Below are 20,977 nucleotides of genomic sequence, written 5' to 3' on the forward strand. Positions count from 1 at the left end.
AGGTGAACCATGCCGTTATCTATCGACAGTCCAGGCCCTGCCGCGCGCTCGAGCCCGAGCCAATACCTCACCTTCGAGTTGGGAGATGAGATGTACGCAGTCGGCACACTCAACGTGCGCGAGATCATCGAATACGGGCCGATTACAGGCGTGCCATTACTGCCTGCGAGCATCCGTGGCGTGATCAACTTGCGCGGCGCCGCGGTGCCCATACTGGACCTTGGCGTGCGCTTTCGCGGCGAACGTACGCTGCAGACGTCCAGAACCTGCTTCGTGATCCTGGAGGTGCAGACCGGCGCCGTGCAAAAGCCGGTAGGCATCATTGTGGATGCGGTCAGCGAGGTGCTGGAAATTGCCGATCAGGATATCGAACCTCCGCTGAAGGTCGGTAACCATATCAGGGCGGATTTCCTCTCCGGGATCGGCAAACTGGGCAGCGGTTTTGTGCTGTTGCTGGACATCGGCCGTGTGTTGTCTCTGGAAGAGGTCGAAGGGCTGGCAAACCTCGAATCTTTGCCCGCTGCAACCGTCTGATTCGACTTTGGGATGTCCTTATGAACGTGATTCTCTCCGACACCGAGTTCCAGCAGTTTCGCAGCCTGATCCACCAGATCGCGGGCATCAGCCTGTCGGACGCCAAAAAGCAGTTGGTGAGCACCCGGCTTGCCAAGCGACTGCAGGTGTTTGAGCTCACGACCTATGGCGCTTACTACAAGATACTGATGAAGGACCCCAAGGAATTGCAGGTGGCGGTGGACATGCTGACCACCAACGAAACCTATTTTTTTCGCGAACCGAAGCACTTTGACTTTCTGCGCGACGTGGCCCTGCCCGAACTGCGCGGCAGCGGCACGCTGCGGGTGTGGAGTGGCGCCTGCTCTACCGGTGAGGAGCCTTACACCCTGGCGATGGTGCTGGCGGACAACCTGGCCGGCCGTCCTTGGGAGATCGTGGCGTCGGATATCAGCAGCCGTGTGCTGGACAAGGCCCGCCACGGGCGCTATCCCCTCGAAGGCACGCGGGGCATTCCTGAAGCACTGCTCAACAAATACTGTCTCAAGGGCGTGGGCGCCAATCATGGGTGTTTTATGGTTGACCCGGCGCTGGCGTCGAAGATCGATTTTCAGGCGATCAATCTGAACAATCCGCTGCCGAAAATTGGCCTGTTCGACGTGATCTTCCTGCGCAACGTGATGATCTATTTCGACAATGACACCAAGGTACAAGTGGTCAAACGGCTGGTCAGCCACCTTAAGCCTGGCGGTTATTTTCTGGTCAGCCATTCGGAAAGCCTCAATGGCGTGACCGATGAGCTGCGCTTGGTCAAGCCTTCGATCTATCGGAGGCCACATGCCTGACACTCGACCTTCCCGTGAGTTGTTCCTGAATCCTGGCGAGTGGTTTTTTGGTTCCGGCGAGATCCGGCTGCGCACAGTGCTGGGCTCTTGCGTGGCGCTGGTGTTCTGGCACCCACAGCGCTTGTTGGGGGGCATGTGTCATTACCTGCTGCCGCAACGCGCCGTGGTCAGTGCGAAGGGCCTGGACGGTCGTTACGGCGATGAAGCGCTCCAGTTACTGCTCGGTGCCATGCGCGGGTGCAACGTGCCGCCGACGGAGTTCCGAATCAGTGTGTATGGCGGCGGGAACATGTTCCCCGGGCTGGTGCGTCCGGACAATCACTACGTCGGGCAACGCAACGTCGAACAAGCCAGGCGCCTGCTCGCGTTGCACCAGTTGCAATGTCACACCTTGCATGTGGAAGGCGTGGGTTACCGAACCGTGGTGTTCGACCTGGCCATCGGCGCTGTTCAACTCAACTACCTGGCTCTGCAGCGACCTCTCAGCAGCCCCCAAGGAGTGCGTACGACATGAGTCTTATCAAGGTGCTGATCGTGGACGACTCCGCTGTGGTCCGCCAGGTATTGACGGCGACACTGGGGCGAGACCCGGCCATCGAGGTGATCGGCGCGGCGGCGGACCCGGTATTCGCCATGGATAAAATGAGCAAGCAGTGGCCGGATGTGATTGTGCTGGACGTTGAGATGCCGCGCATGGATGGCATCACGTTCCTCAAGAAGCTCATGGCCGAACACCCCACGCCGGTGGTCATTTGCTCAACCCTGACCGAAAAGGGCGCCGCGACCACCATGCAAGCCTTGGCGGCGGGGGCCGTGAGTATCGTCACCAAGCCGCAGTTGAACTTGCGCCAGTTTCTCACCGACAGTGCCGATGAGTTGGCAGGCGCCGTCAAGGCCGCGGCCAAGGCCAACATGAAACGCATGGTGCCGTCCCCCGACCGCCCGCCCGCCAGGCTGAATGCTGACGCGATTCTGCCGGCAGCCACCCAGGCGATGGCGCGCACCACTGAGAATATTGTCGCCATCGGCACCTCCACCGGCGGTACGCAAGCACTGGAGCAGGTGTTGACCGCGTTGCCCAGGGTGTGCCCCGGCATCGTGATCGTGCAGCACATGCCTGAACACTTCACGGCGGCGTTTGCCGAACGCCTCAATCGCCTGTGCGAAATCGAGGTCAGGGAAGCCAGGAACGGCGACCGGGTCATGCCCGGCTGCGCGTTGATCGCCCCCGGCGGTCGGCACATGCTGCTCAAGCGAAACGGGGCCCAATACCAGGTAGAGATTGTCGACGGCCCCCCGGTAAGTCGTCACCGGCCTTCCGTTGATGTGCTGTTTCGCTCCGTCGCCCGCAGCGCCGGTGCTAACGCGCTGGGGATCATCATGACCGGGATGGGCGACGACGGCGCGCGGGGCCTGAAGGAAATGCATGACAACGGTGCCCGTACCCTTGGCCAGGATGAAGAGTCCTGCGTGGTGTACGGCATGCCGAAGGAAGCCTTCAAGCTCGGCGCAGTGGAGCGGGAGCTGCCGTTGGAGCAGATTGGTGCGGCGATTTTGCAATCCATGCATCAGCGTCGCTTGACCTGACGGCGAGCCTGCTGCGCGGTCGCCGCCTGGCGCGATGACCTATGACCGCGCTTGGGCGCTCAAGCGCTATCCTGGCAAAGGCAAACCCTGTGGGCGCATGCAAGGGTCCCTGCGCGCGAGCCTGTGCTCCAGCCGTTCACTGCGATGACAGGCGAGCGGGGCGCCCGGTTGCCGAGGACCTCCATCACTGCCCTGGCAGCGGCCTTTGAGGTCGGCGTGCGCTGCGCCTCCGAGACATTCGACCATCCAGCCAGGCTCAAACCATCGTGCGTTCAGGTGGAGGCACGGCATTAAAAAATTCTGAACCTCGACACCGCGCCCGAAACCTAACGGTTATAACCAGTAACCGGGAGGTGCAGCACCATGCAAGTTACCTATTTCTGGATTGGCCTGATGATTATTCTGCTGTTGCTGGACCTGTGGGTCATCAACAGCGTTTGGCGTAGCGACAACCGTTCAGGCAGCAAGGCGGGGTGGACAGCCCTGGTCGTGTTGTTGCCGTTCGCAGGATTGGCCATTTGGGCCATTGCGGGGCCGCGCGGCGTGACCAAAGGTCCATCCTCCCCGGAACACAGCAAAGGCTGAGCCGCAGGTGCCGTATGAAAGAGCCTGTTCATCGGGACCTGCACAGCCGTAACTACCCAGTCGATGAAGACATGGTCTTGCAACGCAAGGTCTGGCGCTTCGAGCGATTGGGTTGGTATGGCTTGGTCGTGCTGATCGGGCTGACCTTGGCAGGGTTGTTCTCCAAAGGGCCATTGAGCAGCGCCGAGGTGCGCAGTGCCGACGGGCAATTACGCGTCGAGTACCAACGGTTTCTGCGTAATGGAGCTTCGGCTGAATTGATCGTTCACCTGCAAAGCAAGCCCCGCGAACCCGTTGAAGTCGAACTCAGTGGCCAATTGTTGCGCGGCTTTGAAGTTGAAATGCTTCAGCCGCAGCCCCTCAAGGCAAGTGCCGCCGGCGACGGCGTGCGGCTTTGGGTGCTCAGCGACGGAGCGGGGCAGGCGAGCGTGCACCTGACAGCGCGTAGCCAGGGAGTGGGCAGCTTTGCAACACGCGTGTCGCTGCCGTCAGGCGCCGCGCTGGACTTATCACAGTTCATTTATCCCTAGGGGCAATTATGGATTCGGTGCTGCGGGCAGTCGCCATCTATCTCGTGTTGATGATCCTGTTCAAGATCGCCGGCAGGCGTTCGCTTGCCGAGCTGACCACCTTCGATCTGGTGCTGTTGATGGTGATCGGCGAGGCGACCCAGCAGGCGCTGCTGGGCGATGATTTTTCACTGACCAATGCAGTGCTGGTGATCGCGACGCTGATCGCCATTGATGTTGGCCTTTCGCTGCTCAAACAGCGCTCACGCAGGGTGGCGCGTCTGCTTGACGGTGGCCCGACGATCGTCGTCGAGCACGGCAAGGTGCTTCATGAGCGTCTACGGCGTGCACGGCTCGATGAGAGCGATATTCTCGAAGCCGCCCGATCCGCACAAGGCATCGTGCAGATCAGTCAGATTAAATTCGCGATCATTGAGCGCAATGGAAAAATTTCCGTTATTCCTGACTGAGGAGGTGCCATGAGCGACCCATCCAAAGCCCAGGGTCATGTTGGACAAAAGGCCCGTCCCGACACGCCAAAACGCAAAGACAGAACGCGCGACACCGGCGCACAGCATCCCCGGCATGCGGATGTTGATCAAGGTGGAATCGCCCCCGGTGGGCCGTCCAAAGACCCGGAGTCGGGGGCGTAGCAGGCCCTCAGTTCAGGCAGGGCTGCAGGTTACTTTCGCCGCGAACGGTGGATGCGCATCCATTCCTGATACGCCGCCGTGCGTTGTGCGTCCGCGAGCTTTTTGGCCTCGGTGAAGCGCGCCCATGTCTGCGCATCGCCGCTGTAGGATTCAATGATTTTGTACGCTAGCGCATCCAATCGGTCGGCTTCGAAAAACATCTCATTATTTCGAGCTACCTCGTCATCCCGCGCTTGCCCTGTCGTATAACCCAGCGTCTGGCTGTTCATCATGTGAGGTCCTCCGCCCACTGAAGCTGCGCCGCACCACTCCAGCGTACGTGGGTAATGCCGTATTTTTCCGCCATCGGTTTGGAGACTCGCTTGAGCGAGTGTTGACCAAATTTGGGGATGACAGCGACACCGGCATCACAACTGGCCCAATGCCAGGCCTCGGCATTGTTCATTTGCGGCGCGCGCACAATGAACGACCTTGGCTCACCGTGAAGCTGATACTCAATTGTGAATAAATCGTTGCGTTTCATGAGGACTCCCTATGCTCATGAACTACAGATATTTGGCGTCAACAAAAATTCATAAAAGTTGCCTGACAGTCCGATAACCGACCTCAAGTGCTTATGGCCTTCAGTCGTCCACGGTAAACGTCACCCAACCCGGTGCGTTGATCGGTCGCTCTATATCGACGATGAGACCGCTGATGCATGAGCCGTCGGGTAAATTGACGGCGACAAAGTTGGGATTTCCCGGCCAATCCAGTGGCCTCTTGAAGTCGACGCGGGCAATGGTGGGTTTTCCACTGCTGCTCATTTGGATATCGATCGAATCATTGAGTCGCTCATCTGAAGGCGCGCCCAAATGGCGCGAAGCCGTTATCACGCTGGCGGTGCCTTGGAAGTCGTTGGACATGCTGGGTTACCTCATGTGTAGAGGGCACTCGCCCTCCAATTCATTGATGCCGCTTGGTGCTTGTCAAATGCCTGCGCGCCGAGGCAGCGGGCACCCTTTATTGACCTGTCTTGCCATAGAGACTGGGCGGCAAATGATCGTTCAATCCAAATGACTCAATGGTGTTGTCAATGCTGATGGGGCGGTATGGCCGGGTCGACGATCTGGATGACCGTACCCTGGCGCCATGCGTCCGCACCGGGTGCGATGGGGGGTGGGGTTATGTCGGCGCGAGTGTGCTTCTTTTCGGTACTGTCGATACCCATTCGCCGATCTCGCTCGGCGACCATGCGCGGGTCGGCCTGGCCATCGGCGGTAAACCCCATCATCAGTTGGGGCACACCCAGGGGCAGGCGTTTGTCGAGATCGGTATGCCAGGTGTGCCAGGTCTTGCCATAGGTATGCACCAGCTTTTCCATCAAGGCGTGCTCAGCCACTTCGGGGATTCCCGGTGCGACTAATTGCCCTGACTTCACCTCATGCACGTGGCTGTGCCACAGCGCCTTTTCAGGGGTAGGCAGGCTATTGAACAGTTGCTCGCTGATGATGTACTCCACGCCCATCAACTTTGCGTCCCTGCGATTGCCGTCGTAGATCACGCACTGGATCACCTCGTCGTTGAGGATTGCGCAGTAGTGATGGGCTTCCATTTGCACATCGGGATGGCCGTTATAGAAGTGGAAACCGTCCAGATAGGCGTTCAATGCATCTATCGGCGGGCGCGACTGGAGCAGGGCGGCGCCGGCGTCGAGTGTCCGGGTCGTTGGCGCCGTGGGTTTGCCGGGTGCGGCCACATTCGAGGGGGTGTCATTGCCCGCGCAGGCGCTTAGCAGGGTAAGGGCTGCCGCCAGGGGCAGCGATTTGGCGGTTCGGGTGGTTTTGGTGTCCATCGTGTTTTCTCACGCTGAATGAGTGAACGTCGGGTTTAACCCTGTAGTCGTTGGAAGACCTTGCGTCGCACACGTTCAAAACGCTTTTGCTTGAACATTGACTGCGTTGAATGGTCGTTTTTAGAGGATGTTGATCACGCAGTCACCGTACGCAGGAGCCACTATCATGTCGGTCGCCGCTTCTATCGTTGAGTACCTCAAACGCCATCAACTGGTGGTTACAACGGCCGAGTCGTGTACCGCCGGGAAAATCATCACGTTGCTCTCGCAGATCGACGGCGGTGGCGCATGGATCGAGAGTGGATACGTCGTCTATTCGCCCCAGGCGAAGCAACGCCTGTTGCATGTGCGCGCACACACCCTGGAGACCTTCAATCTCACCAGTTGTGAGGTCGCTCGGGAGATGGCGCAGGGCGCGTTGCGCGACAGCCCGGCCGATGTGGCCATAGCGACGACGGGAATACTGGGGCCGGACGCGGTTGATGGAATCCCCCCTGGAACCGTCTGTTTTGCCTGGGCCTACCGAACAGGGCGAGAACTGAGCGTGTTCAGTCGAAAGGAACGCTTCATGGGCTCGCGTGAACAGGTTCAACTGGCTGCGTCTGTGCATGCCTTGAAATCGCTGCCGCATTTTCACCTGCGCGCATTGGCGGGGGAACGCGCCTGATGCACGCTGGCCCACACCTCACAAAGCGCAAGATGCCGACATCGAGGGTGTGCGCCGACACACTCGCTCAAAGGCTGGCCATCAGGAGGTCGACGTCTTGGATTTGATCGATTGGGTGCAATGGCCTGCCATGCTCGTGACCGTTATCTCGGCCTGGTTCATCGGGTCTCAACGACCGCGTCGACGCATGATTGCGTTCTGGGGCTTCATCCTCAGCAATTCGTTATGGGTGGTCTGGGGATGGCACACAAATGCGTTCGGGCTGATCGTACTCGAGTGCATTTTGCTGGGCATGAACGCACGTGGGTTCAGGAAAAACCAGCGCAGCGATCAGGCTTGCCGATGATGCGCGATCACTGGTTTTGAACGTTCTTTTTAAACCCGCGCAGGTTCATCGAGCACAGGCAGATCTGCAGCACGATCAATGCATAAGCCTCAGCGTAGGCCCCCCAGACGACCCACAAGATATTACTCAATATGAAACAGACGAATCCCGCCACTCTTCGTTGCGGCCGCTGCGAGCCGATGAGCCAGGCGGCGATCACGGTCACGGCCATGGCAGGCCACTGAACCCAATCCAGATAACTCAAGACAACTCCTTAATCGCTTAACGGGTTAAAAAGAGAGGCATTGAGGGGCGAATAATTCAGATTTTTTGAGTGCATGGCATCGTCCTGGACGCCAACTGGGCAAGGCTGGCCGGCCCCACTTCATCAGGCATGCGCTACTTTCCCGCACAAAAACCGGGCAGCCGTTGTGCCAATTGGTAGCACATGGCCCTGGCGGCTTTGTGCGACTCGGCTGCGCTTACAATAAATATCGCATCTGAATCAAATGGTTAACATTTAGTTAGGCCGATTGGCACAGGTTGTGCGTATTTGCATTTATGGATAATTGGATACAAAAATTCAAAAGGTGCAGCCGATGCAATTTGCTCCCGCTTACGTGGACCGCCAGCCGCTTACAGCCGAGGAGGAGGCCTACAACTTCCTGCTCGACGCTATCTGCGGCGGCCGCTACCGCAAAGGCGACCGACTGATCGCCGAGGACATCGCCAGCGAGATCGGCATGAGCCGCATGCCGGTGCGCGAAGCGTTCCGTCGATTGGATGCACAGGGCCTGGTGACGCTGCGGCCCAACCGTGGCGCAGTCGTCAGTGGCTTGGATATTGAAGAGCTGCAAGAAGTGTTTGAGATGCGCAGCGCCCTGGAGGGCCTGGCGGTGCGGGTTGCGGTCAGCCGCATCGGCGAGCGACAAATGGCCGCTCTGGAGCGGTTGCTCGACGAGATGGATGACTACCGTGATGAGAGCGCCGCGTGGGTTCGTCGTCACCGCGCTTTTCACGAATACCTGTGCAGCCTCAGCGGGCGCCCGCGTTTGATGAAGCAGATTTCCGCGCTCTATTCATTGGTGGAAGCGCCCATGCGCTTGTGGCTGCAGCACAGCGAAAAACCCCTCAGCGCGCGCCAGGAACATGCGGTGATCCTTGATGCGATTCGCGCCGGTGACGCCGCCCGCGCCGAAGCCGTGGTGCGCGAACACATCGAAAGCACCGTGCCGGCGTTGAGCCAATTTCTGCGATCGAAAAAATAAGAGAGACGGGGCCTACCCCGTCCGTGTTTTGACTTTAGTCCTGCCCCCGTTACTCAACGAAGTGGAGTGTCTGGTCATGCATAAACAACGCCGCGCCTTGCTGGTGGCTGTCACCCTGGGTCTCTGCACACAATGGGCGTTTGCCGCGCCCCAAGTGCCGGAGCGCTTGCAAAAAGTCGATAAGCTGACGTACTGCTCGGGCATGGATTCACCGCCCCTGGTGTCCTTCGATGAAGCCCAGAAGCCGCGTGGGCTCACCGTCGACCTGGGTCTGGAAATCGCTAAACGCCTGGGCAACAAGCAGGTGCAGTGGCGGGTGATTCCGTTCTCCGGCCTGGTGCCGGCGCTGCTCGCCCAGCAATGCGACATGATTGTCGATCAACTGTTCGACAAACCCGAGCGCCGCCAGGTGATCGACATCGTCAACTACATGTATTCCAGCCAGTCGGTGGTGGTGCCCAAGGGCAACCCCAAAGGCATCAAGACCCTGGATGACCTGTCCACGCACAAGGTCGCGGTGCTCAACGGTTCCACCATCAAGACCCTGCTCGATACCCAGAACGAAAGCCTCGCCAAGGCCGGCAAACCACCGATGAAACTGGTGGTGTACAACACCGACACCGACGCCTTCCAGGCCCTGCGCATCAGCCAGGTCGACGCCTACGGCACCACCGTGGAAACCGCCGGCTATTACGCCGCGATGGCCCCGGACCTGTTCCAGGAAGGCGTGCCCGCGTTCAGTCGCATCCTCACCGGCCTGGGCATGCGCAAGGATGATCCGCAACTGACCGCCGCCGTGCAGCAGATCATCAGCGACATGCGCAGCGACGGCAGCTATCTGCAATTGCTCAACAAATGGCATGTCAGCAGCGACACACTCGACTGAGGTTCTACAACGATGAATTTCAATTGGGATGTGTTCTGGCAGTACCTGCTGCAGCCCAGTGGGGTGTACCTCACCGGGCTGTGGCTGACCTGCCTGATCAGCGTACTGGCCATGCTGCTCGGCTGTGCGCTGGGGTTGGCGGCGGCGCTGTTGCGCTTGTCGAAGAACCCGCTGTTGCACCTGCCTGTGCGCTTTTATGTATGGCTGATGCGCGGCACACCATTGCTGGTACAGATCGTGTTTCTGTACACCGCGCTGGCGGCGGGCGGGATCTTTCGCTTCGAGGACATTGAGCTGTTCGGTTTGATCGTCCCCGGCAATATCCAGGCAGCCATCATTGCTCTGGGCCTCAACGAAGGCGCCTATATGGCCGAGATCATCCGCGCCGGCATCGGCGCGGTGGACAAGGGCCAATACGAAGCCGGACGTTCCCTGGGCATGGGCTTCGGCAAGCTGATGCGGCGCATTGTGCTGCCCCAGGCGTTCCGGGTGATCGTGCCGCCGCTGGGCAACGAGTTTAACGTGATGCTCAAGAACACCACGCTGGTCAGTGTGATCGGGGTGCAGGAGTTATTGCTCAGCACTCAGATGATCACCTCGGCGACCTTCCGCGTGTTCGAGTTGTACCTGGTGGTAGCCCTTTACTTCCTGACGCTGACCACCCTGTGGGGCTTCTTCCAGCGCTGGCTCGAAAACCGCTTCGGCCAGTCCGATCGGCCGTCGGCGCCACCTCCGGCCGCCAGCCGCATGTTCGGTCGCAGCACCCTTAAACTGCTCAGGGGACGTTAACCATGGCGCACCAAAGTGAAGAGTTGATCATTGAGGCGCTGGACGTTCAGAAATCGTTCGGCGAGTTGCAGATCCTCAAGGGCATCTCGCTGCAAGTTCGGCGCGGCGAAGTGGTGGTGTTGATCGGCGCTTCCGGCTCCGGCAAGACCACCTTTATTCGCTGCATCAACCTGCTCGAAGACATCCAGGGCGGGCGCATCCGCGTCAATGGCCGCGCCATGGGCTATCGCGAACGCAGCGACGGCAGCCTGGTGCGTGATTCGGAGCGCAACATCGCCCGTCAGCGCCGCGACATTGGCATGGTGTTCCAGCGCTTCAACCTGTTTCCGCACATGACCGCGCTGGAGAACATCATCGAAGCGCCGATCCAGGTGCTCGGCGTGCCGCGTGCCCAGGCGCTGGAACAGGCGCGTGGCTTACTGGCACGGGTCGGCCTGGCGGACAAGGCCAGCCATTATCCGTCGATGCTTTCCGGCGGCCAGCAGCAACGCGTGGCGATTGCCCGTGCGTTGGCGATGAAACCCCAGGCGATGCTGTTCGACGAGCCCACCAGCGCCCTCGACCCGGAAACCGTCGGCGAGGTGCTGCAGGTGATGAAAGAGCTGGCCGAGGAGGGCATGACCATGGTGGTGGTCACCCATGAAATGGGCTTTGCCCGTGAAGTGGCGGACCGCGTGGTGGTGCTCGATCAGGGCGAGTTGATCGAACAAGGGCCGCCGGAGCAGATCTTCAGCCACCCCAGCCATCCGCGTACCCGGGCCTTTCTCAGCCGCGTGTTATGACCTTTTTTGAAGAGCCTTTGCCATGTTGAAATTTTCTGCTCACGAGTACCCCTATCCGTCGCAGCGCCAGAGCGTATTTGCCCGCCGGGGCATGGTCGCGGCGTCGCAGCCGTTGGCCGCCCAGGCCGGTATCGAGATCATGCAAAAGGGCGGCAATGCCATCGATGCGGCCATTGCCACGGCGGCGGCACTCACCGTGGTGGAGCCCACCGGTTGCGGCTTGGGCGGTGATGCGTTTGCCCTGGTGTGGTGCAAGGGCCAGTTGCATGGCCTGAACGGCAATGGCCATGCGCCGGCCGCCTTGGGTATCGAGGCGGTCAAGGCCGCGGGTCACACCCAGATGCCGTTGTATGGCTGGACCCCGGTCACGGTGCCCGGTTGTCCATCGGCCTGGGCGGAGCTGTCGCAACGTTTCGGCAAGCTGCCGTTTGCCGAGCTGCTGCAACCCGCCATCAGCCTGGCACGCGACGGTTTCCCGCTGTCGCCGGTGGTCGCGCATCAATGGCAGATCTCGTTGAACGAATTCAGCCCGCACCGCGATGACGTGCTGCAGGCCTGGTTCGACACCTTCCTCATCGACGGGCGTGCACCTCAGGCGGGCGAGATATTCCGCAACCCGGCCCAGGCTCGCACCCTGGAAGAACTGGCTGCCACGCGTTGCGAAAGCCTGTATCGCGGCGCGCTTGCCGAGCGCCTGGACGCGCATTCGCGGGCCAGCGGCGGTTACCTGCGCGCCACCGACCTGCACGACTACCGCGCCCAGTGGGTTGAGCCGATCCATGTCAATTATCGCGGCGTTGATGTCTGGGAGATCCCGCCCAGCGGCCAGGGCCTCGTTGCGTTGATGGCGCTGAAAATCCTCGAAGGCTTCAGCTTCGATCACCGCGACAGCCAACAGACCTGGCACCGCCAGCTGGAGGCGATGAAGCTGGCCTACAGCGATGGCCTGCACTACATCACCGATCCGGCGCACATGCGGGTGGCGGTGGCCGACCTGCTCAGCGACGCCTACAGCAGCCGTCGCCGTGAGCAGATCGGCGAGCAGGCTCAGCCGCCCAAACCCGGCGATCCCCATGCCAGCGGCACGGTGTACCTGGCCACGGCGGATGCCGAAGGCAACATGGTCTCGTTTATCCAGAGCAACTACCACGGCTTCGGCTCCGGCGTGGTACTGCCCGACAGCGGCATCGCCCTGCAGAATCGCGGGCAGGAATTCAGCCTCGATGAGTCCCATTCCAATTGCCTGGCGCCGGGCAAGAAAACCTTCCACACCATCATCCCCGGCTTCCTCACCAAAGATGGCCAGGCCCTGGGACCCTTTGGCGTGATGGGCGGCTACATGCAGCCTCAGGGTCATGTGCAGATGGTGATGAACCTGGTGGACTTCGGCCTCAACCCCCAGGCCGCGCTGGATGCACCGCGTTGGCAGTGGTTGGGGGACATGAAGGTTGGCATTGAACACGGTGCTTCGCGCGAGCTGGTCAATGCGCTGGCGCGCCGTGGGCATAAGGTGCAGACCGACAGCGACCTCACCGACTACGGGCGCGGCCAGATCATCCTGCGCGACCCGGTCAGCGGGGTGCTGTGTGGCGGTACTGAACCGCGCGCGGATTCCCATATCGCGACGTGGTAACTGGCGGTACAACAAGTCCGGCGCTTGCAGGCGTCCACACACCGGTCCTGGTTAAATCTTGAATTGCCGCAACAGGCCCTCAAGGCGATGACCGATGGCGTACAACTCATCGACCGTGTGGACGCCGCTCTGCGTCTGGTCGGCGACGTTTTCAATCGCGCGGGCAATCTGGTGCACGCTGCGGTTGATTTCCTCGGCGACCGCGGTCTGCTCCTGGGCGGCGCTGGCGATCTGCGCGTTCATCGTATTGATTGTGACGATCAACGCCACCGCCTTGCCCAGTGACTGCCCGGCGTGCTCAGCGTGCACACTCGCGCTATTGCCCGCTGCGCCGGAGTGGCTCATCGCAGCGACCACCTTAGTGGTGGCCAGATTGAGCCGCTCGATCATCGCCTGAATTTCCTGGGTGCTCAGTTGCGTGCGGCTGGCCAGCGCGCGCACTTCGTCGGCCACCACGGCAAACCCGCGACCCGCGTCCCCGGCGCGTGCCGCTTCGATAGCGGCATTGAGTGCCAGAAGGTTGGTTTGCTCGGCAATCGAGCGGATCACATCCAGCACGGTGACAATGCCTTCCACATCGCCTTGCAGGCTTTTCAACGAGACGCCGCCCGCAGACAGGTCCTCGGTCAGGGTGCCCAGCCGGACGATGCTTTCATTGACGACCTGCCGTGCGTGCTCGGCCTGCACATCGGTTTCGCCTGCTGCATCTGACGCGCTCTGGGCACTGATGGCGACCTCGTGCGCCGCGGATGACATTTGATTGATTGCCGCGGCGACCTGCTCGGTTTCCTGGCGTTGCTGTTCCATGACCTGATCGATGCACTTGCTCTGCTCGGCCACCTGGGTGACCGACGTATTCAACGCTTTGGCCATGCCGACGATTTGGCTGACCAGCCCGTGGATCTTATCGACGAAGGCATTGAACGATACGGCCACCTGACCGAACTCGTCGTGGCTGACGGGCAAACGCCGCGTCAGGTCGCCTTCGCCCGCGGCGATTTCATCGAGGTGCTCGCGAATCCGCGACAGCGGGCGCAGGCTGTTTTTAACCAGTAGCAAGGCGAGCACGCCGGTGATCGCGAGCGCAATCAAAGCGATGACGGTGATGCCATAGACGAGGCTGCGCACACGTTGATGGATTTCAGCTCGGACCTGAGCGACCTGGCGTTCGATGCTGTCCAGATTGATCGCAGTGACCACCACCATGTCCCAGGCGGGCAGGTAGAAACTGTAAGCCAGTTTCGCAACGACCTTATCCGTATTGATCAGGGCCCCCGAATAATTGACGAAGTGGGTGTCATTCTTTGCCGCAGCAACCATTTCTCGATTCAGGTAAATCCCGTTCTTGTCTTTACGGTCACTCATGTTGGTGCCGACGCCTTCGCTGCTGTCGCCCCGAAACAGGCGAACGACCTGGCTGTCGTAGCCGATAAAATAGCCATCGTCGCCGTACTTCATTTTGGACAGTCGGGCGATGGCCGACGCGCGGGTGGCGGTGTCCCCGGTCTCGGCCTGGGCATAGAGTTCCGCCACGGCGGTACGGGCAAGGTTGGCGTAGTCTTTCAAGCGCTCCCGGCTTTCATTGAGCAGGCGCTCACGGGTCACGGTGACTTCCTGCTCGGCGCTCGACAGCAAGGTGGTACTCGTCGTCAGCGCCAGCACCGTGGATAACAGCACCACCGGGGCCAGCACCAGCATCAGGACTTTATTTTTAAACAGCATGCTTGGGGTTCCTCACCTGAATCTGTAGGAAAGCGGCCGCAAGGGCCGCGATCGTCGACTTACCAAAGGGCGATGTCATAGGTGAGGTAGAGGCGGTTGCTGTCGCGGCCCCGGGAGAACTCAGAACGGTACACATAGTTGCGCATGCGCACGCCCAACCCCTTGAACGTGCCGGCCTGCACAACGTAGGCCAGCTCGGCGTCACGCTCCCATTCCTTGACCGTGGTGGTGGACTTGCCGTCATTGCCGCTCAGGTAGCGCGCGGAAAAGGTCAAGCCCGGCACGCCGACGGCGGCAAAGTTGTAGCCGTAGTTGAGCATCCAGGTCTTCTCGTCTTCCTCGATGAACTTGCCGATGCCGGCATTGCTGAACGAGTAGACGGTTGCGCCGCTGATGTAGGGTAAACCGGCATCACCGCGAAGGGTCTGGTAGCCGCCGCCGACGGTATGGCCGGCGATCAGGTAGGACAATTGCCCACTGAACATGTCGTTGTCGATTTTGCCGACGTAGGCGGAACCGCTGTCAACGCTGTTGAAATAACGCAGGTCGGTGGTCAGCACACCACCGGCCAGCGGCAGGTCGTGCTGGATGCCGGCGAACTGTTGTCGATAGAAGTCCTCGAGTTCGCCGTAAAAATAACTCAAGCGAATGTTTTTGCCCCATTTGTACTCGGCCCCGGCGTAGTTGAAATCGCCCGATTTCTCGCCGCTGTAGCCGTCCGGCACGATGGGCACGCTGTTGGTGGAGTCGCGCAGTTTGAAGCGGTCCAGATGCCCGCCGGTAACGGTCAGGTTCTCGATGTCGGTGCTGCTGATCTGGGTGCCTTGGTAGGTCTGGGGCAGCAAGCGTGCGTCGTTGTAAACGAGGACCGGTGTCTTCGGCAGCAAGGTGCCGTACTTCACGGTGGTTTTGGCGAACCGGGCTTTGGCGGTGGCGCCGGCACTGGCAAATTCGTCGGCCGCGCGCCCGTCATCATGCACCGGCATGAGGCCGGTGCCGCTGCGTCCGCGTCCCGAGTCGAGCTTCACGCCATAGAGTCCCAGGGCGTCGACGCCGAAGCCGAGGGTGCCGGCGGTAAAGCCGGACTGATAGTCCAGCAGAAATCCCTGGGCCCACTCAGTGCGTTCGCTTTTTGCTGTTCTGGCCGCTCGCGCGCTCAAGCCATGCTCGTCGCGAAAGTTCTCGTTGAAGTACACATTGCGCAGTTGCAGCTTGAGCTTGCTGTCCTCGATGAAACCTTCTGCGTTGGCGCCCGCTACGGGTACCAGGCCTAACGCGCAAAACAAAGCCCGACGGGTATACACATGGTTCATGGCAGATGACTCGTTGTTGTTATTTAAGGTATTTGAGGTATTGGGGCACAGGGCCACACGCGCCCCGTGAGTGAGGCGCGCTGGCAGGCAGCAGAGGTTGTGGGTGAATCAGGTGAAGAGGCTGATGGCCCCGGTCAACAGAGCCAGCGCGGTGACGACCAGCGAGGTCAGTACGGCCCATTTGACCGTGGCCTTCTGGAAGTCGCCGATATCGCGATCGACCATGCCCACCAGCAACAGGGTCGAGGCAACCAATGGGCTCATCAGGTGAACGGGCTGGCCCAGGATCGAGGCGCGTGCGATTTCGACCGGGTCGATGCCATAGGCTGCGGCGGCATTGGCCAGGATCGGCACCACACCAAAATAGTACGCGTCATTGGACAGCACGAACGTCAGCGGCATGCTGGTGATCGCCACCACCAACGGGAACAGGTGGCCCCAGGACGGCGGGATCCAGTCGACCAGGGTCTGCGCCAGGGCGTCAACCATCTTGGTGCCGGAAAAAATCCCGGCAAAGATACCGGCCGCAAACACCAGCAGCACCACGGTCATGGCATTGCCCGAGTGCGCCAGAATGCGTTCTTTCTGGATGTCCAATTGCGGGTAGTTGATCATCAGCGCCAGCACAAAGCCGATCAGGAACAGGATCGCCGAATGCATCAGCCCCATCACCAGGGCCACCATCACCGCGATCACCAGCACCAGGTTGACATAGGCCAGCTTCGGACGTTTGTGGGGCGTGTCTTCAAGAATCGCGTTGATGTAGCAATCGCCGCCGCCGCTTTGCAGCTGCACGTTGCCAATGCGCTTGCGCTCTGCGCGTCCCAGCAGGAACGCCGTGAAGATCACCCACAGGGCGCCGCCGATCATGGTCGGCAGCAACGGCACGAAGTATTCGCCGGCATCCAGGCCCAGTGCGGCAATCGCCCGTGTGGCGGGGCCGCCCCAGGGCGTCATGCCGCTCATGATACTCAACGACAGCATGGAGATGGTCGCCAGGATCATCGGGTTCATACCGATGCGTTTATACAGCGGCAGCATCGCGGCGCAGGTGATCATGTAGGTCGTCGTGCCGTCGCCGTCGAGCGCCACCAGCAACGACAGCAGGGCAGTGCCGACGGCGATCTTCATGGGGTCGCCATTGACGCGCTTGAGGATCTTGCGGATCAGTGGGTCGAACAGGCCTGCGTCGATCATCAGGCCGAAAAACAGGATCGCAAACAGCAGCAGCGCGGCAGACGGTGCGACCATTTTCAGGCCGTCGAGCATCATCTTGCCGGTGGTACCGCCGAAACCACCGATCACCGCGAAGACGATCGGTACCACGGTGAGCGCGACGATCGGCGACAAGCGCTTCGTCATGATGAGGAAGGTGAAGACGACCACCATGGCCAAGCCGAGGAAAGCGAGCATAGGACGATTCTCTTGTTGTTATCGTAAGAATGGCTGACGCCGACGCGCACGAGCCCTGACCCGCCGGGCGGCACAACGGCGCCAGGCGGGGAGGGGGTTCAGTCAAGTCAGGGAGTGGCGTTATCCGGGTTTCTCTAGGCGCGTTCGGCGACCTTCACGTGTTCCCAGGCTATTTCCTGTGGCGGGGAAAATTTTGCGTCGAGCATCCGGTTCAACGTTTCGCGGTGGCAGGCGTTTTCAGACATCGACATCACCACCGTCGCTACCGCGTTGCTGGCCAGGCTGGTCAGGGCGCGAGCTTCGGACATGAAGCGGTCAACGCCGATCAGCAATGCGAGGCCGGCCAATGGGATGTCGTGAATGACCGTCAGGGTCGAGGCCAGTGCCACGAACCCGCTGCCGGTGACGCCGGCGGCGCCTTTGGAGGACAGCAGCATGATGGCCAGCATGGTGATGATTTGGGTCAGGCTCAGGTCGATGTTGCAGGCCTGGGCAATGAAAATCGCCGCCAGCGACAGGTAGATGGCCGTGCCGTCCAGGTTGAACGAGTAGCCGGTGGGCAGTACCAGGCCCACGACACCTTTTTTGCAGCCCAGGGCTTCGAGTTTCTCCAGCATGCGCGGCATCACAGGCTCCGTGGAGGAGGTGCCGAGCACCACCAGAAACTCTTCCCGGAAGTAGCGCAGCAGTTTCCACAGGCTGAAACCGTTGGCGCGGCAGATGCTGCCCAGTACCACGAACACGAAGAAGCCGCAGGCGATGTACAAGGTCATGATCAACTTTGCCAGGGAGCCCAGCGAGGTGATGCCGTACTGGCCGACCGTGAACGCCAGGGCCCCGAACGCGCCGATCGGTGCAAAACGCATCAGGTAAGAGAAGATCTTGAAGACCATGTGCGAGGCGGATTCGAGCACGTCGAGCACAGGCTTGCCGCGTTCACCCAGCGACGACAAGGCAAAGCCGGACAGCACCGCGATAAACAGCACCGGCAACACTTCACCTTTACTGAAGGCGCCGACAAACGTCTCGGGAATGATGTGCATGAAAAACTCCACAACCCCAAGCTTTGCGGCCGACTCCGTGTACTGGGCCAAACCTTTGGTGCTCAGCTGGCTGGGATCAATGTTCATGCCGGCGCCCGGCTGGAACAGGTACACCGCAACCAGGCCGATCGCCAGGCTGATCACCGTCAGGCCGAAGAACAGCAGCATGGTCTTGCTCAGCAGGCGCCCGAGCGAGCGCTTGTCGCTCATCCCGGCGATGCCGGTGACGATGGTGCAGAACACCACGGGGGCAATCATCATCTTGATCAGCTTGATGAAGGCATCACCCAGCGGTTTTAGCGCAATGGCTTGCTGCGCCCAGAAGTGCCCGACCACGATGCCCAGCGCCACGGCGCAGAGGATCTGGAAGTAGAGCGATTTAACAAGTTTCATGGCATCACCCATTTTTTAGAATTGTGCGGATGCAAAAACTGCCAACGGCTACTGGAATTTATCCGGCAAGACGCTGCGAGTCAGTGGCGTAGACGTAGCCGGAGAAAAGCCTGCGGGCGGTGCGTACGACGGAAGCCTGAATTGTCTCACCGTTGACGCCGGTGTAGGACAATACGACATCAATTGCGCCGCTTGGGTGTTCGATACGCACGGCTTCCGGACGCGGAGTACTCACCCCTCCGAGCATCTGGGCGACGACGCTGCCTGCTGTCACGCACGCGGTGGCCAAACCAATCGAGCCTGTGATGGCGAGCGCGCGGTGGCAGTTGTGCGGCATGAAATAACGCACCTGGATCGTGCCGCCGGCTTTGGCGGGGGAGACCAGCACCGGCTTTGGAATCACTTTATCGCTGACGTCACCCAGGCCCATGGCCAGGCCGGCCTGCAGGCGCAGTGCTTCAAGGCGTCGCAGGAATTCCTTATCGGCGTCCAGTTCCGCCGGGCTCTCATCGCCACGCTTGCCCAGTTGGCTGGCTTGGATGAGCACCATGGGCATCGCCATGTCGATGCAGGTCACCGCAACGCCGTCGATCACGTCCTGCGGGTTGCCGGTGGGAAAGAGTTTGCCGGTCTTGCTGCCGGCGGCATCCAGGAAGGTCAGTTGCACGGGAGCGGCCGTGCCGGGAACGCCATCGATGGCGGTATCGCCCTCGTAACTGACTTTGCCATCCGGTGTGTGCACATCGGAATGGATGAAAGTCCCGGTGTTGACATTGCGAATACGTACACGGGTGCGGCCTGGGGTGCCCTTGACCAGACCCTGTTCGATGGCGAACGGACCAACCGCGCACAGCATGTTGCCGCAGTTGGGTGCGCTGTCGACCCGGCGTTGGGAAACCATCACTTGAACGAACAGGTAGTCAACGTCGGCATCCGGGTGCAACGAAGGGCTGACGATGGCAACCTTGCTCGTTTGCGGGCTGCCACCGCCGATGCCGTCGATCTCCAGTTCATGACCGGAGCCCATCAGGTTGAGCAGCAGTTCGTCGCGGGCCTCAACGGCAGCGGGCAAATCCCAGTCGAGAAAAACCGGACCTTTGGAGGTGCCACCGCGCATCAGCACACAGGGAATTCTTTGCATGATACTGACTCTTGTTGATCAATCGGTGTAATTGATGTTCTTGGAGCAAGAGTCTCAAGCTTTAAAAAATGTTTCAAATGCAAAGATTGAAGCGATTATTGCGTTTCGCGAATGATGAATTTACGCTGAGCGTCCTTTCGACGCCTTCTGCTGATGAGGAAAGACATGGACTATGAGCTGAACGACATCCGATCTTTTGTGAAGATCGCCGAACTCGGCAGTTTTCACGAAGCAGCTGATGCCTTGCATCTTTCTCAACCCGCACTCAGCCGCAGGATCAAAAAACTGGAAGAGGGGCTGGGTACTTCTTTGCTTGATCGCACCACGCGCAAGGTCAGCCTTACGAGCGTCGGCCGCGACTTTCTTCCCAAGGCGCGGCGCTTGCTGGATGACTTCGATGAGTCGATTCTCAATATTCGTGAACTGGCTGAACGCCAGATTGGCCGGGTCACCCTGGCGTGCATTCCGACGGCTGCGTTCTATTTCCTGCCTTCAGTCATTCGGCTGTACAACGAGCGTTATCCAAAAATCCGCATCCGTCTGCTGGACCTGAGTGCCAATGAGGGGCTGGAAGCCGTACTGCGGGGGGAGGCCGACTTCGGTATCAATATGATGAGTGGGCAGCATCCGGACATCGAGTTCGTGCCCCTGGTCAGCGAACCGTTTGTTCTGGCGTGCCGACGTGACCATGAGTTGGCGGGACGCAGCTCGGTCACCTGGTCTGAATTGAGCGATTACCGGCTTATCGGGGTGGGGCGCCTGAGCGGAAACCGCATGCTGCTCGATCACGCACTGTCGGGCTTGAGCTGGCGACCGCAGTGGTTCTACGAAGTCCAGCATCTGTCCACGTCACTGGGTCTGGTGGAGGCCGGTCTGGGGGTTTCGGCCATGCCGAGCCTGGCCATGCCGGCGCATGATCATCCAACCCTGGTCAGCGTGCCGTTGATCGAGCCGGTGGTGAACCGCTCGTTGGGCCTGGTTTACCGTCGGGGATCATCGCTTTCGCCAGCGGCGGAAAAATTCGTCTCGATACTGCTCGAACAATGGCCGCAATGATCCATCGCCGGTGGTTACGG

26 protein-coding genes and 1 pseudogene are annotated in these 20,977 nt (G+C 60.3%); 16 read left to right on the plus strand and 11 right to left on the minus strand.

Annotated elements, in window-relative coordinates; genetic code table 11:
- Positions 1-9: 9 nt before the first annotated feature.
- The 8 genes from PSH59_RS12560 (at position 10) to PSH59_RS12595 (ending at position 4,692) form a co-directional block, all read left to right on the plus strand.
- A complete protein-coding gene (locus PSH59_RS12560) occupies positions 10-534 on the plus strand; it encodes a chemotaxis protein CheW (RefSeq protein WP_305395218.1) in 525 nt (174 codons plus the stop codon).
- A gap of 20 nt (positions 535-554) precedes the next feature.
- Positions 555-1,358 carry a protein-glutamate O-methyltransferase CheR gene (locus tag PSH59_RS12565; protein ID WP_248078929.1) on the plus strand — a complete coding sequence of 268 codons (804 nt, stop codon included), beginning with the start codon at positions 555-557 and terminating at the stop codon, positions 1,356-1,358.
- A complete protein-coding gene (locus PSH59_RS12570; RefSeq protein WP_305395219.1) occupies positions 1,351-1,872 on the plus strand; it encodes a chemotaxis protein CheD in 522 nt (173 codons plus the stop codon). The genes PSH59_RS12565 and PSH59_RS12570 overlap by 8 nt, the downstream gene beginning before the upstream one ends.
- Positions 1,869-2,945: a chemotaxis response regulator protein-glutamate methylesterase gene (locus tag PSH59_RS12575; RefSeq protein ID WP_305395220.1), complete on the plus strand. Its 1,077-nt coding sequence runs from the start codon at positions 1,869-1,871 to the stop codon at positions 2,943-2,945. Before PSH59_RS12570 ends, PSH59_RS12575 begins: the two co-directional genes overlap by 4 nt.
- Before the next feature lie 363 nt (positions 2,946-3,308).
- Entirely contained in the window at positions 3,309-3,530 is a 222-nt protein-coding gene (locus PSH59_RS12580) for a PLDc N-terminal domain-containing protein (protein ID WP_305395221.1), read from the plus strand.
- A 14-nt stretch (positions 3,531-3,544) separates the two neighbouring features.
- Complete coding sequence (locus PSH59_RS12585; RefSeq protein WP_305395222.1) at positions 3,545-4,060, plus strand: hypothetical protein; 516 nt, start codon at positions 3,545-3,547, stop codon at positions 4,058-4,060.
- A gap of 8 nt (positions 4,061-4,068) precedes the next feature.
- Positions 4,069-4,509: a DUF421 domain-containing protein gene (locus tag PSH59_RS12590; RefSeq protein ID WP_305395223.1), complete on the plus strand. Its 441-nt coding sequence runs from the start codon at positions 4,069-4,071 to the stop codon at positions 4,507-4,509.
- 9 nt (positions 4,510-4,518) lie between these two features.
- Positions 4,519-4,692: a hypothetical protein gene (locus tag PSH59_RS12595; protein ID WP_305395224.1), complete on the plus strand. Its 174-nt coding sequence runs from the start codon at positions 4,519-4,521 to the stop codon at positions 4,690-4,692.
- A gap of 29 nt (positions 4,693-4,721) precedes the next feature.
- Here the strand turns inward: PSH59_RS12595 and PSH59_RS12600 are convergent, their stop codons facing one another.
- The 4 genes from PSH59_RS12600 to PSH59_RS12615 all read right to left on the minus strand — a co-directional run bounded on the left by PSH59_RS12600 (position 4,722) and on the right by PSH59_RS12615 (position 6,526).
- Positions 4,722-4,961 carry a hypothetical protein gene (locus tag PSH59_RS12600; RefSeq protein WP_248078945.1) on the minus strand — a complete coding sequence of 80 codons (240 nt, stop codon included), beginning with the start codon at positions 4,959-4,961 and terminating at the stop codon, positions 4,722-4,724.
- Positions 4,961-5,215, minus strand: a complete 255-nt coding sequence (locus PSH59_RS12605; RefSeq protein WP_248078947.1) for a DUF6555 family protein — start codon at positions 5,213-5,215, stop codon at positions 4,961-4,963. The genes PSH59_RS12600 and PSH59_RS12605 overlap by 1 nt, the downstream gene beginning before the upstream one ends.
- Before the next feature lie 100 nt (positions 5,216-5,315).
- The gene (locus tag PSH59_RS12610; RefSeq protein ID WP_305395225.1) at positions 5,316-5,597 is read right to left on the minus strand and encodes a hypothetical protein; all 282 of its coding nucleotides are present in this window, start codon (positions 5,595-5,597) and stop codon (positions 5,316-5,318) included.
- A 167-nt stretch (positions 5,598-5,764) separates the two neighbouring features.
- Positions 5,765-6,526, minus strand: a complete 762-nt coding sequence (locus PSH59_RS12615) for an OBAP family protein (RefSeq protein ID WP_305395226.1) — start codon at positions 6,524-6,526, stop codon at positions 5,765-5,767.
- A 166-nt stretch (positions 6,527-6,692) separates the two neighbouring features.
- Here PSH59_RS12615 and PSH59_RS12620 point away from each other — a divergent pair, with 166 nt between their 5' ends.
- Entirely contained in the window at positions 6,693-7,193 is a 501-nt protein-coding gene (locus tag PSH59_RS12620) for a CinA family protein (RefSeq protein ID WP_248078954.1), read from the plus strand.
- A 97-nt stretch (positions 7,194-7,290) separates the two neighbouring features.
- On the plus strand, positions 7,291-7,539 hold the full coding sequence (locus tag PSH59_RS12625; RefSeq protein WP_305395227.1) for a hypothetical protein: 249 nt from the start codon (positions 7,291-7,293) through the stop codon (positions 7,537-7,539).
- Positions 7,540-7,546: 7 nt separating this feature from the next.
- Here the strand turns inward: PSH59_RS12625 and PSH59_RS12630 are convergent, their stop codons facing one another.
- Positions 7,547-7,783: a hypothetical protein gene (locus PSH59_RS12630; RefSeq protein WP_248078960.1), complete on the minus strand. Its 237-nt coding sequence runs from the start codon at positions 7,781-7,783 to the stop codon at positions 7,547-7,549.
- 334 nt (positions 7,784-8,117) lie between these two features.
- Here PSH59_RS12630 and PSH59_RS12635 point away from each other — a divergent pair, with 334 nt between their 5' ends.
- The 5 genes from PSH59_RS12635 (at position 8,118) to PSH59_RS12655 (ending at position 12,876) form a co-directional block, all read left to right on the plus strand.
- Complete coding sequence (locus PSH59_RS12635; protein WP_248078962.1) at positions 8,118-8,786, plus strand: GntR family transcriptional regulator; 669 nt, start codon at positions 8,118-8,120, stop codon at positions 8,784-8,786.
- A gap of 76 nt (positions 8,787-8,862) precedes the next feature.
- Entirely contained in the window at positions 8,863-9,672 is an 810-nt protein-coding gene (locus PSH59_RS12640) for an ABC transporter substrate-binding protein (RefSeq protein ID WP_305395228.1), read from the plus strand.
- Positions 9,673-9,684: 12 nt separating this feature from the next.
- Positions 9,685-10,461 carry an amino acid ABC transporter permease gene (locus tag PSH59_RS12645; protein ID WP_248078967.1) on the plus strand — a complete coding sequence of 259 codons (777 nt, stop codon included), beginning with the start codon at positions 9,685-9,687 and terminating at the stop codon, positions 10,459-10,461.
- Positions 10,462-10,463: 2 nt separating this feature from the next.
- Positions 10,464-11,243 (plus strand): amino acid ABC transporter ATP-binding protein, encoded by a 780-nt coding sequence (locus PSH59_RS12650; RefSeq protein ID WP_248078969.1) that lies wholly within the window; start codon positions 10,464-10,466, stop codon positions 11,241-11,243.
- Between the two features lie 22 nt (positions 11,244-11,265).
- Positions 11,266-12,876, plus strand: coding sequence for a gamma-glutamyltransferase family protein (locus PSH59_RS12655; RefSeq protein ID WP_305395229.1), 1,611 nt, complete (start codon positions 11,266-11,268; stop codon positions 12,874-12,876).
- 51 nt (positions 12,877-12,927) lie between these two features.
- Here PSH59_RS12655 and PSH59_RS26300 read toward each other — a convergent pair whose 3' ends face one another.
- From PSH59_RS26300 to PSH59_RS12680, 6 genes and pseudogenes are all read right to left on the minus strand, one after another.
- On the minus strand, positions 12,928-13,749 hold the full coding sequence (locus tag PSH59_RS26300; RefSeq protein WP_370694423.1) for a methyl-accepting chemotaxis protein: 822 nt from the start codon (positions 13,747-13,749) through the stop codon (positions 12,928-12,930).
- A gap of 84 nt (positions 13,750-13,833) precedes the next feature.
- A pseudogene (locus PSH59_RS26305) lies at positions 13,834-14,598 on the minus strand (cache domain-containing protein); the annotation flags it as partial.
- A gap of 59 nt (positions 14,599-14,657) precedes the next feature.
- The gene (locus tag PSH59_RS12665; RefSeq protein ID WP_305395231.1) at positions 14,658-15,911 is read right to left on the minus strand and encodes an OprD family porin; all 1,254 of its coding nucleotides are present in this window, start codon (positions 15,909-15,911) and stop codon (positions 14,658-14,660) included.
- A 108-nt stretch (positions 15,912-16,019) separates the two neighbouring features.
- On the minus strand, positions 16,020-17,324 hold the full coding sequence (locus PSH59_RS12670; RefSeq protein WP_248078979.1) for a CitMHS family transporter: 1,305 nt from the start codon (positions 17,322-17,324) through the stop codon (positions 16,020-16,022).
- 134 nt (positions 17,325-17,458) lie between these two features.
- Entirely contained in the window at positions 17,459-18,772 is a 1,314-nt protein-coding gene (locus PSH59_RS12675) for a dicarboxylate/amino acid:cation symporter (protein ID WP_305395232.1), read from the minus strand.
- A gap of 46 nt (positions 18,773-18,818) precedes the next feature.
- Entirely contained in the window at positions 18,819-19,901 is a 1,083-nt protein-coding gene (locus PSH59_RS12680; RefSeq protein ID WP_305395233.1) for a 4-oxalomesaconate tautomerase, read from the minus strand.
- 165 nt (positions 19,902-20,066) lie between these two features.
- Between PSH59_RS12680 and PSH59_RS12685 the strand changes: the two genes are divergently transcribed.
- A complete protein-coding gene (locus tag PSH59_RS12685; RefSeq protein WP_248078986.1) occupies positions 20,067-20,957 on the plus strand; it encodes a LysR family transcriptional regulator in 891 nt (296 codons plus the stop codon).
- The last annotated feature ends 20 nt before the right edge of the window (positions 20,958-20,977 follow it).

This window comes from Pseudomonas sp. FP2309 (assembly GCF_030687575.1).
In the GTDB taxonomy this organism is placed as follows: domain Bacteria; phylum Pseudomonadota; class Gammaproteobacteria; order Pseudomonadales; family Pseudomonadaceae; genus Aquipseudomonas.